At 56.3% G+C, this 14,651-nt stretch carries 20 protein-coding genes; 9 read left to right on the plus strand and 11 right to left on the minus strand.

Going from position 1 to position 14,651, the window contains the following annotated elements; translation table 11 throughout:
* Window positions 1-17: 17 nt before the first annotated feature.
* Complete coding sequence (gene rplU / locus EKM04_RS02700; protein ID WP_045230876.1) at window positions 18-332, minus strand: 50S ribosomal protein L21; 315 nt, start codon at window positions 330-332, stop codon at window positions 18-20.
* Between the two features lie 328 nt (window positions 333-660).
* Here rplU and EKM04_RS02705 point away from each other — a divergent pair, with 328 nt between their 5' ends.
* A complete protein-coding gene (locus tag EKM04_RS02705) occupies window positions 661-1,101 on the plus strand; it encodes a metallopeptidase family protein (protein WP_045230875.1) in 441 nt (146 codons plus the stop codon).
* A gap of 19 nt (window positions 1,102-1,120) precedes the next feature.
* Here the strand turns inward: EKM04_RS02705 and EKM04_RS02710 are convergent, their stop codons facing one another.
* Entirely contained in the window at window positions 1,121-1,327 is a 207-nt protein-coding gene (locus tag EKM04_RS02710) for a DUF1737 domain-containing protein (RefSeq protein WP_183896304.1), read from the minus strand.
* A complete protein-coding gene (locus EKM04_RS02715; protein WP_183896302.1) occupies window positions 1,324-2,235 on the minus strand; it encodes an HpcH/HpaI aldolase/citrate lyase family protein in 912 nt (303 codons plus the stop codon). Before EKM04_RS02715 ends, EKM04_RS02710 begins: the two co-directional genes overlap by 4 nt.
* A gap of 111 nt (window positions 2,236-2,346) precedes the next feature.
* On the opposite strand from EKM04_RS02715, the gene EKM04_RS02720 reads away from it, so the two are divergent.
* Both EKM04_RS02720 and ppa read left to right on the plus strand, forming a co-directional pair.
* The gene (locus EKM04_RS02720) at window positions 2,347-2,583 is read left to right on the plus strand and encodes a hypothetical protein (protein WP_183896300.1); all 237 of its coding nucleotides are present in this window, start codon (window positions 2,347-2,349) and stop codon (window positions 2,581-2,583) included.
* A gap of 226 nt (window positions 2,584-2,809) precedes the next feature.
* Window positions 2,810-3,343 (plus strand): inorganic diphosphatase, encoded by a 534-nt coding sequence (ppa, locus tag EKM04_RS02725; RefSeq protein WP_174154261.1) that lies wholly within the window; start codon window positions 2,810-2,812, stop codon window positions 3,341-3,343.
* 81 nt (window positions 3,344-3,424) lie between these two features.
* Here the strand turns inward: ppa and EKM04_RS02730 are convergent, their stop codons facing one another.
* A complete protein-coding gene (locus tag EKM04_RS02730; RefSeq protein ID WP_183896298.1) occupies window positions 3,425-3,745 on the minus strand; it encodes a YggT family protein in 321 nt (106 codons plus the stop codon).
* 523 nt (window positions 3,746-4,268) lie between these two features.
* On the opposite strand from EKM04_RS02730, the gene EKM04_RS02735 reads away from it, so the two are divergent.
* Complete coding sequence (locus EKM04_RS02735; RefSeq protein ID WP_183896296.1) at window positions 4,269-4,547, plus strand: FliM/FliN family flagellar motor switch protein; 279 nt, start codon at window positions 4,269-4,271, stop codon at window positions 4,545-4,547.
* Here EKM04_RS02735 and EKM04_RS02740 read toward each other — a convergent pair.
* The 6 genes from EKM04_RS02740 to hemC form a co-directional block, all read right to left on the minus strand.
* Complete coding sequence (locus tag EKM04_RS02740) at window positions 4,519-5,286, minus strand: glutamine amidotransferase (protein ID WP_183896576.1); 768 nt, start codon at window positions 5,284-5,286, stop codon at window positions 4,519-4,521. The two genes, EKM04_RS02735 and EKM04_RS02740, sit on opposite strands and share 29 nt — an antisense overlap.
* The gene (locus EKM04_RS02745) at window positions 5,276-5,767 is read right to left on the minus strand and encodes a tellurite resistance TerB family protein (protein WP_174154258.1); all 492 of its coding nucleotides are present in this window, start codon (window positions 5,765-5,767) and stop codon (window positions 5,276-5,278) included. The genes EKM04_RS02740 and EKM04_RS02745 overlap by 11 nt, the downstream gene beginning before the upstream one ends.
* Window positions 5,768-5,785: 18 nt before the next feature.
* Window positions 5,786-7,393, minus strand: coding sequence for a heme biosynthesis protein HemY (locus EKM04_RS02750; protein ID WP_183896294.1), 1,608 nt, complete (start codon window positions 7,391-7,393; stop codon window positions 5,786-5,788).
* A gap of 3 nt (window positions 7,394-7,396) precedes the next feature.
* Complete coding sequence (locus EKM04_RS02755; protein WP_183896292.1) at window positions 7,397-8,761, minus strand: COG4223 family protein; 1,365 nt, start codon at window positions 8,759-8,761, stop codon at window positions 7,397-7,399.
* A 72-nt stretch (window positions 8,762-8,833) separates the two neighbouring features.
* Window positions 8,834-9,568, minus strand: coding sequence for a uroporphyrinogen-III synthase (locus tag EKM04_RS02760; RefSeq protein ID WP_183896290.1), 735 nt, complete (start codon window positions 9,566-9,568; stop codon window positions 8,834-8,836).
* A 2-nt stretch (window positions 9,569-9,570) separates the two neighbouring features.
* Window positions 9,571-10,500, minus strand: coding sequence for a hydroxymethylbilane synthase (gene hemC, locus EKM04_RS02765; RefSeq protein WP_183896288.1), 930 nt, complete (start codon window positions 10,498-10,500; stop codon window positions 9,571-9,573).
* A 72-nt stretch (window positions 10,501-10,572) separates the two neighbouring features.
* Between hemC and tsaD the strand changes: the two genes are divergently transcribed.
* From tsaD to EKM04_RS02790, 5 genes are read left to right on the plus strand one after another with little or no spacing between them, the layout of a single operon-like run.
* Window positions 10,573-11,670 carry a tRNA (adenosine(37)-N6)-threonylcarbamoyltransferase complex transferase subunit TsaD gene (gene tsaD / locus EKM04_RS02770; protein WP_183896286.1) on the plus strand — a complete coding sequence of 366 codons (1,098 nt, stop codon included), beginning with the start codon at window positions 10,573-10,575 and terminating at the stop codon, window positions 11,668-11,670.
* Window positions 11,667-12,656, plus strand: a complete 990-nt coding sequence (locus EKM04_RS02775) for an NAD(P)H-dependent glycerol-3-phosphate dehydrogenase (protein WP_183896284.1) — start codon at window positions 11,667-11,669, stop codon at window positions 12,654-12,656. Before tsaD ends, EKM04_RS02775 begins: the two co-directional genes overlap by 4 nt.
* Before the next feature lie 21 nt (window positions 12,657-12,677).
* Window positions 12,678-12,971, plus strand: a complete 294-nt coding sequence (locus EKM04_RS02780) for a YciI-like protein (RefSeq protein WP_183896282.1) — start codon at window positions 12,678-12,680, stop codon at window positions 12,969-12,971.
* Between the two features lie 5 nt (window positions 12,972-12,976).
* On the plus strand, window positions 12,977-13,420 hold the full coding sequence (locus EKM04_RS02785; protein ID WP_183896280.1) for an EVE domain-containing protein: 444 nt from the start codon (window positions 12,977-12,979) through the stop codon (window positions 13,418-13,420).
* 5 nt (window positions 13,421-13,425) lie between these two features.
* Complete coding sequence (locus EKM04_RS02790) at window positions 13,426-14,070, plus strand: class I SAM-dependent methyltransferase (protein ID WP_183896278.1); 645 nt, start codon at window positions 13,426-13,428, stop codon at window positions 14,068-14,070.
* 12 nt (window positions 14,071-14,082) lie between these two features.
* Here the strand turns inward: EKM04_RS02790 and EKM04_RS02795 are convergent, their stop codons facing one another.
* Window positions 14,083-14,448 (minus strand): hypothetical protein, encoded by a 366-nt coding sequence (locus tag EKM04_RS02795; protein WP_183896276.1) that lies wholly within the window; start codon window positions 14,446-14,448, stop codon window positions 14,083-14,085.
* Window positions 14,449-14,651: the final 203 nt, after the last annotated feature.

A 14,651-nucleotide genomic window follows, 5' to 3' on the forward strand; every position in this document is an offset into this window, starting at 1 on the left:
TTCCCGTATCGCGCCGATTAGGCTGCAACGATGTCCGTGATACGAACGACGGTGTGATGCTGACGATGACCGCGCGTACGCTTGGAGTTCTGACGACGACGCTTCTTGAAGGCGATGACCTTCTTGCCGCGGTTGTGCTCGACAACTTCAGCCTTGACCGTTGCGCCTGCAACGAAAGGTGCGCCGAACTGTGCGTCAGCGCCAACGCCGATCACGAGAACTTCGGTGAATTCTACAGTTGCGCCAGCGTCTGCTTCCAACTTTTCAATTGTGAGCACGTCGTTGGCCGCTACACGGTACTGCTTACCGCCGGTCTTGATGACTGCGAACATTTTTTACCCTTTCATGTTCGTTCCGGCTCTGCCCGCAAATGCGGTCTGGCCGTCTTTTTATCAGTCGAATAGCGCGGTTCTGGAAGCCGAAGGGCTCTAAAAACCGCGCCGATGAAACCGCTTTTGACAAAGCGATGTGAACGGAAGACGCAATACGCCCTCGATTTCACGTGCCGGATACGCGAGCAAGCTGTTTCTGTCAAGGTCGGAAGGGGGCGAAAAGTAACCGTGATGCTTAGGAATCTCAGGGGATTTCGCTGCTTGTGGCAAACAGGTCTCGAAATTTTGTTGGCAAGGGTTTATATGGGCCTTTCAACAAGGAGCAGAAATGGCCCGCATAGACAAAACCGACGATTGGCGGGATCGCCACGCGCCGACACTTTCAGCATTCGAATCGCTTGCCATCGAGGCATACGGCCATTTGCCCGAAGAGTTTCGCGCGCTGACCAAGGACTTGATCATCGAGATCGCGGATTTTCCGACCGACGAGGTGTTCGAGGACATGGCTCTGGAGACGCCTTTCGATCTGCTCGGTCTGTTCGAGGGGCGCGGCATTTCAGAACGCTTCACCATGGAAACCGGTGAGATGGTCAACCGGATCATCCTTTATCGCCGACCCATACTGGATTACTGGGCCGAAAACGAGGAGACGCTGGGCGATATCATCACGCACGTGCTCATTCACGAAATCGGACACCATTTTGGCCTTTCGGACGACGACATGGAGCGCATTGAAGAAAGTGCAGACGAGGCAGCGACGGATCGCTGATCCGTGGCTGCCAAGCGCCTTACTGCTCGCCCAGCTTCATCTCAGGATCGTATTCCTTGCCTTCGACTGTCTTTGTCACCGGCTGGCCGCAATGCATGACGCCTGCCGCCGCATTGAACGCGTAGGTCGGTGAGCCCGCCAGTTCCCAGCCCTTGTTAAGCGCTTCGGTGACACGATGACAAAACTTTGCGTCGTCGGGACCAGTGATGAAACGATAGACTTTCATGTTTTTTCTGCCTTTCTCTGATCGATGATCGTGGCTAGCGCGACAAGCCTTTTGGCCTGGTCCAGATGCAGCCGCTCGATCATCCGACCGTTGGAATTGATGACGTTCAATCCCACAGATTCCGGTTTTGCGAAAGCCGCAATAATCTGATGTGCTTCTGCCAACGCATCCTTATCCGGTGCGAAAGCCCGGTTTGCAGGGTCGATCTGGGCGGGATGGATCAGCATCTTGCCATCGAAACCCATGGCGCGACCCTGTTCGCATTCTGCGGCGAAAGCATCCAGATCACGGAAGTCGTTGGAGACGCTGTCTATGACCTCAAGCCCATACGCGCGTGCTGCGAGGACGACCTGCATCAGCCATGGGGCAATGTATGTCCGCCCTGGCTGTGCAGGCACACGCGTTTCCTTGCGCAGATCGTTCAATCCGACAACAAAACCGCCCAGCCGAGCGCCCAGCGTATGCGACGCCTCGGCAATGGCGGTAACGTTTAAAATGCCTTTCGGCGTTTCGATCATCGCCCAGATTTTCAGGTCGTCCGGTGCATCCGCCTCTGTCAGCCAATCGGCAACGTCCTGGATATGGGATGGCTGCTCCACCTTGGGCAGAAGGATCGCATCCGGCGCACAAGCCAGCGCCGCCTTCAGATCACTTTGCCCTGTCGTGGTTGAGATCGGATTGATGCGGATCATCGTCTCGCGGCCGGCGAGGGGCGTTTGCCTGAAGAAGGCCAGGAGGTTGTTTCTGGCCTCGCCTTTCATTTCCGGTGCGACCGAATCTTCCAGATCGAAGATGACGCCGTCGCATTCCAATGTGCTCAGTTTTGCTAGCGCGCGTAGATTAATGGCTGGCACCGACAGGAGTGAGCGGCGTGGGCGAACAGTATCGTTGAAATAAAAATCGGCCATGCCGCACTTGTGTCAACCTTTTGTGACATTCGCAAGCAGATAGGCGGTGTGCATCCTCTTGCAAGCAACGCAAAGAAGGCCCACATTCGTCTGGACAGAAAGGTTTGGATCATGCAAGGCATTCGTACATTCTTCTTCGCCGCTTCCAGCATCGCAATTCTGGCGTTGGCCGCACTCTTTACAGCCTCCCTTACGGTTGCGCTCGTGGGGACATTGGCGGTGCTGAGCGCAGCACGCCTGCTGTCCTCCCGCCTTAAACCGGCTCCCATTCCGGTGAAGCCTCGCCAGCGTGAAGCTCAGACCATGCGAGTATGGAACGATGGTCGTGGTACGATCATCGACCTCTAGGCTCCTTTAAGGCCCATTCTTCCTGGCATTGCCTGATGACGTGTTTGTCTATCGACAGCGCTCTCGATTGTCGTGCGTGTAAAGTCCAATTTAATAGTCTTTGCAACGGTCATAACGAGCTGCAACGGCACTATGAGTTTTGGTGCAACTGCCATCATCGTGTTGCAAAGCTGTGACTTTCCCAGTATCGACATGCCAGTCCAACCCACCTGATCGAGGGAAGCGAATGCGTATCGATGCTATTTCTATCGGCAAGAACCCGCCGGATGATATCAATGTGATCGTGGAGGTCCCCGTCGGCGGCCATCCTATCAAGTACGAGATGGACAAGGACGCAGGTGCTCTGGTCGTTGACCGCTTTCTCTACACGCCTATGACATATCCGGGTAACTACGGTTTCGTGCCACACACGCTGTCCGAAGATGGTGACCCGATCGATGTCCTGATCTGCAACACCCGTCCGCTGGTGCCCGGTTGCGTGATCAATGTTCGCCCTATCGGCGTCATGATCATGGAAGACGACGGTGGCAAGGATGAAAAGATTCTTGCTGTTCCAGCCCCTAAACTGACCCAGCGTTATGACAAGGTCCAGAACTACACTGACCTGCCGGACATCACGCTCAAGCAGATCGAGCACTTCTTCGAGCATTACAAGGATCTGGAGCCCGGCAAATGGGTGAAGATGGGCGGCTGGCAGAATGTTGATGTTGCCAAGAAGCTGATCATTGAAGCGATCGAGCGCTACAAGACGCAAAGCTGATTTCAGCCATTGCGCATACACGGAAATGACAAATCCTCCGGTTCGCATTCGAACCGGAGGATTTTTTTTATTGACTGGAGATCAGGCGACCAGCGGGTAAATCGTGTTCCACATCAGCGAACGAATGAAGAAGATGATCAGAAGCAGGATGATCGGCGAAATGTCGATGCCGCCCAGATTCGGCAGGACACGACGAATGGGTCGCAGCGCCGGTTCGGTGACATTGTAGAGAAAACTGCCGATCGCTGCCACGAACTGGTTCGAAGAATTGATGACATTGAAGGCATAAAGCCATGAGAAGATGGCACTGATAATCAGTATCCAGGTATAAAGGTTTAACGCCAGATCGATCGTCTGAAACAGGGCAAGCATCAATATCTCCATATCGTTGTTGGATGACATTTAGTCATTCACACGGCGACCGGCAAGTGGCGGTTGATCTACATGCTGTTCCAGCCGTCACGCCGCTGTTTTTGCGCTGTTTCGAATAAACGGCCTTTGTCCATTTTTAATTCGAAGATCTGCTGAGACTTGTCCTTATGTGTTACAGGCCTGATTTTTGGCAGTTAAGACATTGCACCAGTTTGAAAATGCGTACCGTTTTGAAGCAGTCGTTTTATCTGAGCTCCCTCAGCCACCGTGCGCCTGTGGATGTTAAGTGCGCGTTAATCATACTGCCATTCTTTTACAAACCAGCGATCAATGGGGTCGGCAGCTCCCGTACAATGACGGTGGCCCTATGGATGTGGCTGATTCGATATGCCGAGGGTGTTCCATGATGGATTCAAATGACGGTGCAGCGCCTTTCTCGTGGCCAACTGTTGGCGCGAGTTTCAACCAGCCTTATCGGGTCGAACATACCCTGAGCCCTCCAGTTTCGGCTCGGCAAGACGTAAGCGTGCAACTTGCTGATTGGGGTCAACCGATGCACGATAACAGCCGCGCTCTGGTCGCGTCGTCGCAACCATCAGGTAAACATTTCGATGAGATACCGCTGACGATGGACGTCGTAATCGGACAGGCGCAGGTCTCTGTTTCCGCGCTCATGGCCCTTACCAAAGATCAGGTCATTCTGTTGAACAAAAAGTTTGGCGATCTGGTCGATATCCGGGTGAACGGTCAAACTATCGGTCGTGGCGAAATCGTCTCCGACGGCGAGGACAACGTCATCGGTGTCAAACTGACGGAAGTGCTACGTCGCTAGAAAACTCGGTTTTCTGTAATCTGCCTTGAAAGACCAGATCCAGAAACTGCGAGAGCCAGACCTTGAGTGCGTTGTCGAACAGCATCCGGCCTTCCAAATGCTGGCGTCCAACTTGTGCGTTGGGCATGGCGAATTTCTCGGCGCCACGGACCACCCAGCTTTGCATCATCGCGCGTGTCAACTCTGCATGAAATTGCAGACCCCAGGCATTTCGACCGTACCGGAAGGCCTGATTGGGGTAGGCGTCACCTGTGGCCAGCAACTCTGCTCCTTGTGGTAACTCAAATCCTTCACGGTGAAAGTGGTAAACCATCTGTGGCCAGGATGGCATGAGCAAGTTGCCTTTTTCGGTCGCGTGCAGAGGATACCAGCCAATTTCCACTCTGCCGTGCTTGTCGCCATCCACCCTCGCGCCGAGGTGCTTGCAAAGCATTTGCGCGCCAAGACATATTCCAAGAAACGGTTTATCTTCTTCAAGCGGGATTTTCAGCCAGTCGATTTCCGTCTGGATAAATGCGTCCTGATCATTCGCACTCATCGGGCCGCCAAATATCACCGCACCGGCGTGGGAAGACAGGGTGGTCGGCAGATCGTCACCCAATGCGGGCCGCCTGATGTCGAGTCGGTACCCCTTGTCGATCAGCATCTGGCCGACCCGACCGGGCGTTGACCTCTCCTGATGCAGAACGATCAGGATTCTGTCTTGGTTGCTTCTCTGACCAGAGGGATCAAACAGCATCTTTCTCGGTTTCACTTTCATCCGATATATTGACATGCGTGGCGGCTTGTTGGCGCTGCAGAACGCGGTCTCGGACCGAGACGCCCAGAAGGTCGGCAACCCGCCAGATAACGTGGTCTTCCATCTCATTACGTTCGCCATCCGCATAGACGATATCCCATAGGATACCGATAAGCTCGACGCGCTTTTCCTCGTCAAGATGACGGCGAATGTCGGCCGTGAAGCGATAATAGTCGACCGCTTCACGTCCCGCCTCGCGGCCTGCTTCCATGAGCGCATCCAGCTTTGTGGAGCTGAGGTCATAATGCTCCTGCAACAGCTCACGCAGACGCTGACGTTCCACCTTGGAAACGGTACCGTCGGCCTCCATCACCTGAAAACAGAGTGCTGCGATGGCCACGCGCAAATCATCGGGTGCAAAATCCTCGGAGGGACTGCCCTGCGTGAGGTTGTGGAAAAACGACTGAATACGCTCGAGCATGGCGGTCCTTTGGGTTCGTTAAAACAGTTTCAGTCGCGTTTTTTCATCCGGATCGCCAGCGGGCTTCTTTACGCCCGGATCGTCCGGGGCTCCGCCGAAAAAGGCCACCGGCTCCATCTGTTTTTCAAGCTTTTTGTCGTCGGTCGAGCTGGTGGCCAATGGTTTTGGCGCTGCTGGTTTCTCAGCGATTACGACGGGTGTGTCAGGTTGCAGCACAGGCTCTGATACCTTGGCTGGTACAGGTATTTCGATAATTTTTTCGCGAATTTCGGGCTTTGCAACATCGGGTAGGGACGACAGCGCGTTATCGACGCTGACATCCTCGACGGGCCCCTCGATCTGGCCGAATGGCATTTTCCATTCGAACGCATCCAGGCGACCGGTAACCGGAGAAGCAGGCAGCCACTTTTCGGAGACTATACCGTCGGCCACCCAGGCATGATCTCTCGGTGCGCGCAGTGCCTGGGCCATCCAGTGGCGAATGCGGCCCTGATCACCTGTTTCTGCTTCTTCGATATCAGCGAGTAACAGATATGTGCTTTCGCGCGGCTCGATGCGCGCGGCAGCTTGTGCTTTGCTCCGCGCACGTGCGAAATCTTGAGCATCGAGAGATGCCTGAGCAATGGCAACAAGGGCTTCAACATTGTTGGGCTTCAGACTTTCGAGCCGCTCTGCTCGTTTGAGGCGGTCAATGGCGGTGTCGCCGCTGCGCGCTCTGATGTAAAGCTGGGCGATCTGCGGATGCGGCGCAATCTTCCAGACGGGCTCGAGTACTGCGGCCGCCTTGCGCAGATTGTCTTCGCGCAGATAGGATTTGGCAGCAACCAGAGCTGCAGGCACCAGCCCCTTTGACAGCTTCAGCGCCTGCTTGGCATCTTCGCGCGCGGCCTTTGGGTCGCTCTCGAATTTCTCTTGCGCTTTTGCGGTCAGCAGAACCGCTTTCAGGCGCTCGGCTTCGCCACGCTCTAACACGCTTGCCGCTTTTTGTTGATCAAGCAGGCGGATAGCATCGTCCCATTCGCCGCTTCTGGATTTGCTCTCCAGGGTCGCCTGCGCCGCCCATGGCAGGTAGGGCGCATTCTTTGCGGCATCCTCTGCATATTCCAGTGCCGCCTCGTTCGCGCCTTGGCGTCTGGCTTCCATGTAAAGACCACGAAGGCCGAGCTCGCGCGTTTCGGGGTCCTTGGCCATCGCTTCGAACTTGCGACGGGCGGCATCATATTTGCCTTCAATCAGGTCGGCTTGCGCCTCCAGCAGGTGGATCAAGGGTTCTTGATCGGCATTCAAAAGTCCCTGCGTTCGCGCGGTCATCTTCCGGGCGAGAATAGCATTGCCAGCACCTGCTGCGATCAAGCCAGTCGAGAGCGCCTGATAGCCTCTATCGCGCTTTCGGGAGCGGAAATAGCGGCGTGCGGCGTGCGGGGAACTCCAGATGGTGTTGAACAGCCACCAGACAATCATGACGGCAGCGACGAGGGCTGCCACAAGAGAGGCAGCCACCATGAGACTCATCTCGATCAATTGGCCCTGCCATACAATCGATAGGATACCTGGCCGGTCCGCAAGCCAAGAGAACCCGAAGCCGATGAGAAGAACGATGACGATGAAACTGATAATCTTTGTCATGTCTTACCCCTGCTGACCGGTGCTGCTGATGGCGCGGGTGAGCGTGCCGTTCACCAAATCCTCGACCTGTACGCGGGCGTCGAGTGAGGTCTTGAAATCCTGTGACGCCGTCTTGGCAGGCTCAGGCAGGCCATCCCATTCAAGGGAGGCGCCCTTCAGGTCGCCATTGCGAAGCTTGTCCTCGATACGGGCGATCTTGGCCTCTGCACCTTCACCTTCGACATTGCCCACAGGCCTGACCTTGACGAGCGACAGTGCGCTTTCCGCCAACCGATCGACGATGCCCTGGTTGGGATCGGTCTGGTTGAGCGAACCGAGCATGGCATTGGCGATCTCTGGAAAATTGCGCGTCAGCTCGGAGCGCGAGGGGACGCCTGTATTGGCAAAAGGTCGCAGCGACTGGATCGCCGGATCGTCGGGCGTGACACGCGACAGGGTATCCAACTCAGTCAAAAACGGCCCGCCGCGGTCAATGGCGGCCTTCAAACCGGCAGATGCAATGGCACGCGCAACCTCGATGTCGTCGCGTGGCTCATTGATCTTGGTTTCCACGTCACTCAAGCGGCGGGTCAGGTCGGCATTGGCCGCATCCTGCGCGGCTTTTTCAGACTGTAGGGTCGATAGGGTTGATTCGAGTGAGGCCAGCTTGTCAGTGACATCACCACCGCCGGATGCTGTCGAGCTCTCCAGAGCAGCCAAGCGTGTTTCGAGTGCGGATGTGTCGGCTGTCGCTTGTGGCCCATTTGCGATTTGCTGGCGCAGGCTTTCAACTTCGGTCTTGAGGGATGCCAGTTCGTCAGACGAGCCATTGCTGGACGAAAACGAAGGCAGGTAACCTGCATATTGCATGCTGCCCGCAGCAAACAGCGCGATCAGGCCACCAACGATGCCCGCCAATAGCGCGCCGGAACTGCCGCTACCATTATCGCTGCTTTTGACGTTTGACGGGGATGCCGCAAAGGTTTTGCTATCCGTCGCTGGCTTAGAGGCTTCCGGTTGTCGCGGCTGCGTCGTCGTTTTGTCGGATTTCAGTGGTTCGCTCTTGAAAGGCGGAACGGTTGTCGTGCCTGCCGCTGCGGGTTTTGCCGTTTGATCCGCCTTTACATCTCCAGCCTTGTGAATATTGGGCTCCGGCTCGATCGGCTTCTTGACCTGGTTGTCCCATATCGGTTTCGGGTCAGAGCTTTCAGCGCCGAATGCTGATGTCTTCTCAGAGGGTACAGCTGCCTCCGGCTCTTTTGCCGGTTTGGCCTCTATGGCCCCCGCGTCCTTGTCTTTGCCGATATCCTTCACGTCCTTCGAATCGAGATCGATTGTGACCGGTTCAGTGGTGGACTTGGAGTGGCGTGGCGGTTTTCCCGATACCATGACAACCTCATTCTGCCTGAATATGCCTAAACCTAGTCAGTGATAACGGCAAAGGAAAGGGGCGGGAGGGAATTAGGTTCCCGCTTTTCGATCAAGAAGATCAAACATCCGGGACTCACTCGGTGCAGGGCTGGCAAATGCCGCGTTTTGAAATGCTGCTGGAATCTGGGAGAGCACCTTGCTGCTGATGCAGACCATCCTGCAATCACGCAATTGACCGAGATATTCTTCACGCTCCATCAGCGCAAAAAATATCCGCACCGCCTCGCTCGAATAAAACAGGACGGCATCGATTGGGATATCCGCAATACGCTTTTTCAGGTTGTGGCTTTGCCACTGAACTGGCTGCATCCGATAGATTTCGACGGTTTCAAAAGGCACTTTGAGTTCACCAAGTGCGCGCTCGAAGCCTTGATCCCTCGGGGTGCCTGCCAGATAAAGGACTGTGCCGCGATGAGAGACGTCCGTATCGGCGATGAGTTGCGCCAGGGCTGATCCATCGCTTTCGCCAGCGATAATCTTCCGAAAGCCGGCATCGCGTGCCGCCTTTGCAGACGCATGTCCAACGACAAATATGGGTCTGTGCAGGCTGGCAGCCAGATCTGCGCCTGAGCCCAAGAGCGCGCGAACCGCCTCTGCGCTCGTCACTGCCAAGGATGCTGGTGTGTTTGCCAAGGCAGCAATGGCCGCCGTTGCATCATGGGTGGGACTTGTCAGCGGCAGCAGGACAGGTTCATGGCCGATCTCGCGCAAAAGCTGTGCCGTCTTCAGCCCCGATGCTTCCGGGCGTGTAACGACGACGCGCATGGTCAGGTCCAGCTTTCGAAGAAGCCGGGTCCAGCAGCAGCGCGGACGTGTTCACCGGCTTTTATGCCCAGTTCCAAAGCCTGGAGCCTTTTTCCGGAGATCTCGACACTATGCTCTGTTTGACCATCCGGTGTTAAAATAAGACCTGAGAAGTGCAGGTCATCGCCATCGCAATGGGCGTAACCGGCAATCGGTGTCCGGCATGAACCATCCAGGACAGACAGAAATGCGCGCTCGCAGGAAACGGCGTCGTAGGTGGGGCGGTGGTTGACGGCAGCGAGGAGATCGTCGATGCGGCTATCGCCAATCCGACTTTCGATGCCGATGGCACCTTGTGCCGGTGCGGGGAGGAAATCTTTCGTTTCCAGCAGCTGTGTCGGTATGTCATCCATGTTCAAGCGTTTGAGACCTGCAAAGGCAAGTAAGGTCGCGTGCGCCATTCCCTCGTCAAGCTTGCGCAGGCGCGTTGCAACGGCACCGCGAAAGAGAATGAGGTTGAGGTCGGGCCGCACCCGGCGGATGAGGGCTTGTCGGCGCAACGAAGCGGAACCGACCGTTGCGCCATGCGGCAACTCTGTGAGTTTCGGAGCGGCGCGGCCGATGAACGCATCACGCACGTCCTCGCGGGGTAGGAATGCGGACAGATGCAAGCCATCGGGCAGTTTCGTCGCCATATCCTTTGAGGAGTGCACTGCAAAATCCAGCTCCCCGGAAAGAAGCTTCGTTTCAAGCTCCTCCGTAAACAGTCCTTTGCCGCCGACCTCAGACAAAGCACGATCAGCGATGCGGTCACCCTTCGTCATAATCGGCACGATTTCGAACATCTCCGGCACCAGGCCATGCGCCGCGACGAGGCGATCCCGCGTCTCGAAGGCTTGCGCCAGCGCCAGGGGGCTGCCACGCGTGCCGATTCGGAAAGGTTTTGTTTGCATCCGCTTCTATCCATTGTTACCGGAGGTGTTCGTACCCAAGTTTCTGAAACACCGCAATCAACGAACCGGCTGATGACCCCCTTTCTTCGTATCCTCGGTATTGAGACAAGCTGCGACGAAACCGCTGCATCCGTGGTGGTTCGGCATGCCGGTGGGCGCGGCGAAATTGTCTCCGACGTCGTTTTGTCGCAGCTGGAAGAACACAGTGCCTATGGCGGAGTGGTGCCGGAAATTGCTGCGCGTGCCCACGTGGAAGCGCTCGATACCCTGATCGAAGAAGCACTGGCCGGTGCCGGTGTGACGCTTGCCGATATCGATGCTGTCGCCGCGACCTCCGGTCCCGGTTTGATCGGGGGACTGATCGTCGGTCTGATGACCGGAAAGGCCATCGCCAAGGCAACGGGCAAACCGCTTTACGCCATCAATCATCTCGAAGGTCATGCGCTGACGGCGCGGCTGACGGATGGTCTGTCCTTCCCTTATCTGATGCTGCTCGTCTCCGGCGGGCATACCCAGCTCATCCTCGTGCGTGGTGTCGGGCAATATGAGCGCTGGGGCACGACCATCGACGATGCGTTGGGCGAGGCTTTCGACAAGACCGCAAAGCTCTTGGGTCTGCCCTATCCCGGCGGGCCTGCGGTGGAAAAAGCAGCGGCAACCGGCAATGCGGACCGTTTCGTGTTGCCTCGGCCGATGGCGGGTGAAGCGCGGCTCGATTTTTCGTTTTCCGGCCTCAAGACCGCAGTTCGACAGGCGGCAACAGCCATTGTACCGCTGTCTGATCAGGACATTGCCGATATCTGCGCGTCTTTCCAAAAAGCCGTATCCCGGACTTTGAAAGACCGTATCGGCCGAGGACTTCAACGTTTTCTGGAGGAGTTTCCATCGGTTGACGGCGGTCCGTCGCTGGTCGTGGCCGGTGGTGTCGCCGCAAATCAGGAGATACGTCGCACGCTTCAAGACTTGTGCGAGAAGCATCGGTTTCGGTTCATCGCGCCGCCCTTGCAGCTATGCACCGACAATGCTGCGATGATTGCCTGGGCGGGGTTGGAGCGCTTGGCGCAAGGCATGGAGCCGGACAGTCTCGATGTTCAGCCCCGTTCACGCTGGCCATTGGATGCACAGGCGCAGACGTTGATCGGCTTTGGCAAGCGAGGCGCAAAGGCATGACGGAGCGTGAGAAGATCGTCGTCATTGGCTCAGGTGCATTTGGTACGGCCATCGCCGTCGTGGTGGCGCTTGAAGATCGCCACGATGTGACGCTGCTTGGCAGGGACGCCGGTTTGATGGCGGATCTGTCCGCCTATGGCGTTCACGAGGCAGCGCTACCCGGCATTTCCTTGCCGGATTCATTGAAATACTCGGCTGAACCCGACGCTCTTAACGATGCTGATATCGTTCTCTTCGCCATGCCATCGCAGGCGCATGCGGATGCGGCACGGCATTACGGTCCTTATTTGTCTAAGGACACCGTTATCTTGACCTGCGCCAAGGGTCTCGACCGTTCATCCGGAAAATTGTTGACGGATGTGCTGGAACAGGAGCTTCCGCATCATCCGGTCGGGATCTTATCCGGTCCTGGCTTCGCAGCCGATATCGCCAAGGGGTTGCCAACGGCCATGGCGGTTGCTGCAAGCGATCTTCGCGTTGCCGAGCGACTTGCGCAGACGATTTCCGGCCGTACATTCCGGCTTTACGCTTCGACGGATCGTATCGGCGTGCAACTGGGCGGTGCGTTGAAAAACGTTCTGGCTATTGCCGGCGGCATCGTTGAAGGCGCTGGCCTTGGTGATTCAGCACGCGCGGCCCTGATTTCACGCGGGCTGGCGGAAATGTCACGTCTCGCCGCCGCCATGGGAGGGAAGGCGGATACCGTTCGTGGCCTTTCCGGCCTTGGAGATCTGGTGCTGACGGCGACCAGCCACCAGTCGCGCAACCTGCGTTTCGGCATTTTGCTGGGTGAGGGCGGTGACCCCGCCACCTTCCACGGCGGCTTGGTGGAGGGCGCCTATGCCGCCTCCGTCGCGTCACGTCTTGCCGATGGCCTCGGTATCGAAATGCCGATTACAGATGCGGTTGCGGCGATCATCGACGGCAAGCTGGACATCAAGACCGCCATTCAACAACTGATGACAAGGCCCATAACCACCGAGTAGGGCACTCAAGAGGAGACGAAAATGCTGTTTGCTTTCATTTGCAAAGACAAGCCAGACCATCTGCATGTGCGCATGGAAACACGTCCTGTGCATCTGGAGCACCTCAACAAGCTGAACGCGGAAGGTACGCTGAAAATGGCAGGCCCGTTTCTGGATGCGGACGGCAAGCCGAATGGTAGCCTTGTGATCGTAGAGGCAGCCGATATTGATGCGGCAAAGGCGCTGGCGGATGCCGATCCTTATGCCAAGGCCGGTCTGTTCGAAAGTGTCGACGTGAAGCCCTATAACTGGGTCTTCAACAATCCGGGAGCGTGAGAGCCATGGCGAATTACTGGCTTTTCAAGTCCGAGCCATCCACATGGTCCTGGGACCAGCAAAAGGCCAAAGGTGACGCTGGTGAAGAGTGGGGTGGGGTGCGCAATTACCAAGCGCGCAACAATATGCGTGCCATGAAAATTGGCGACAAGGGCTTCTTCTACCACTCCAACGAGGGGCTGGAAGTCGTCGGTATCGTCGAGGTCTGTGAATTGTCGCGTCCCGACACAACTGCGGACGGTGATGCGCGCTGGGACTGCGTGCACATCAAGGCCGTATGCGATATGCCCGTACCCGTGACACTGAAAGACGTGAAGGCCAATCCCAAGCTTGCCGAGATGTCGCTCGTCACGTCCATGCGTCTTTCCGTACAGCCTGTGTTGCTGGAGGAGTATCTGGAAGTTTGCCGGATGGGCAAGCTCGACAAGCCTCCTCGCTCTGCGGACTGAAAGGATTGAAAACCGATCCTTACGCCTTCATCCAGAGCAATACGGCCGTCATGTCGCCGCCGCACGTGCCGGAAATTCGCCTGCATCTGGCAAGTGAAGCGCATGAGCTCTGGTTGAAGACGGAAGACGAATTGCAGGAGATCGGCCTGCCGCCGCCATTCTGGGCTTTTGCCTGGGCGGGTGGTCAGGGGTTGGCGCGTTATATTCTCGACCATCCCGAGACAGTGGCGGGCAAGAGCGTCGTCGATTTTGCCAGCGGTTCAGGTCTTGTGGCGATCTGCGCTGCGCTCGCGGGTGCGGCAAGCGTGACTGCTGTCGATATCGACCCTTGGGCAAAGACGGCCATCGCTCTCAACGCTGCAGAAAACAATGTTGATATCGATTTCATGAGCGACGACATCGTCGGCAAAGCCATCAACGCAGATCTGCTGCTGGCAGGTGACGTCTTTTATGATAGCGCCTTTGCCGCCGTTCTAACGCCTTGGCTTTCGGCCATAACACGAAACGGGGTCACGGTTCTGATCGGTGATCCCGGTCGTGCCTATTTACCGCAAGACCTTTTGGAGCCGCGCGCCATCTACCAAGTGCCTGTCACGCGGGTTCTGGAAGATAGCGACGTGAAGAAAACCACGGTCTGGACATTCGTCTAGCGCAGAAACCTTTCAGGGGCGGATGACACAAACGCCCGCTTCGTATGAGCATTCAGCACCTACCGTCTTTCTGTTGACGTGAATGATGCGGGGTCTGTCGGGGCTCTGTATCGTGTCCGTCGCAATTCTGTCGGTCCCTTCCGCGGCAAAGTAGATCCCGTTGCGCGGCGCACGGATGGCTGAAACGCCGCCTGCATAGGTGCCGATGCCACGGATATAAGATGGTAGCCCATCGCCACCATAATATGAACGATCCTGTTGCCGATGATGATCGTGTCGGTTTTTATACTTGCGATCATCCATCGCATTTGCGTGAGAAGCCAATATGATTGCGGCTGTCACCGTGATGAAAACCGCAACGATTCGGGTCATTAACATGAGCAAAGTTCTCCGGATTTATCACGTGATCGACAGCGATTATTTTGACGTTTACGTAAAATATTTTTGACGCCTCAGCTTGGAAACGCTCAGGAATTTATTTTTGATCCAACAAATTACAATGATTCTTCAAACCCCAATCGATTAAATTCGTTTGCGCTGGCAATTGTGCTTGTGGTCATGACCTCGTGCTATTAAAGGTC

It is taken from the genome of Rhizobium skierniewicense Ch11, assembly GCF_023757665.1.
Classification (GTDB): Bacteria; Pseudomonadota; Alphaproteobacteria; order Rhizobiales; family Rhizobiaceae; genus Agrobacterium; species Agrobacterium skierniewicense.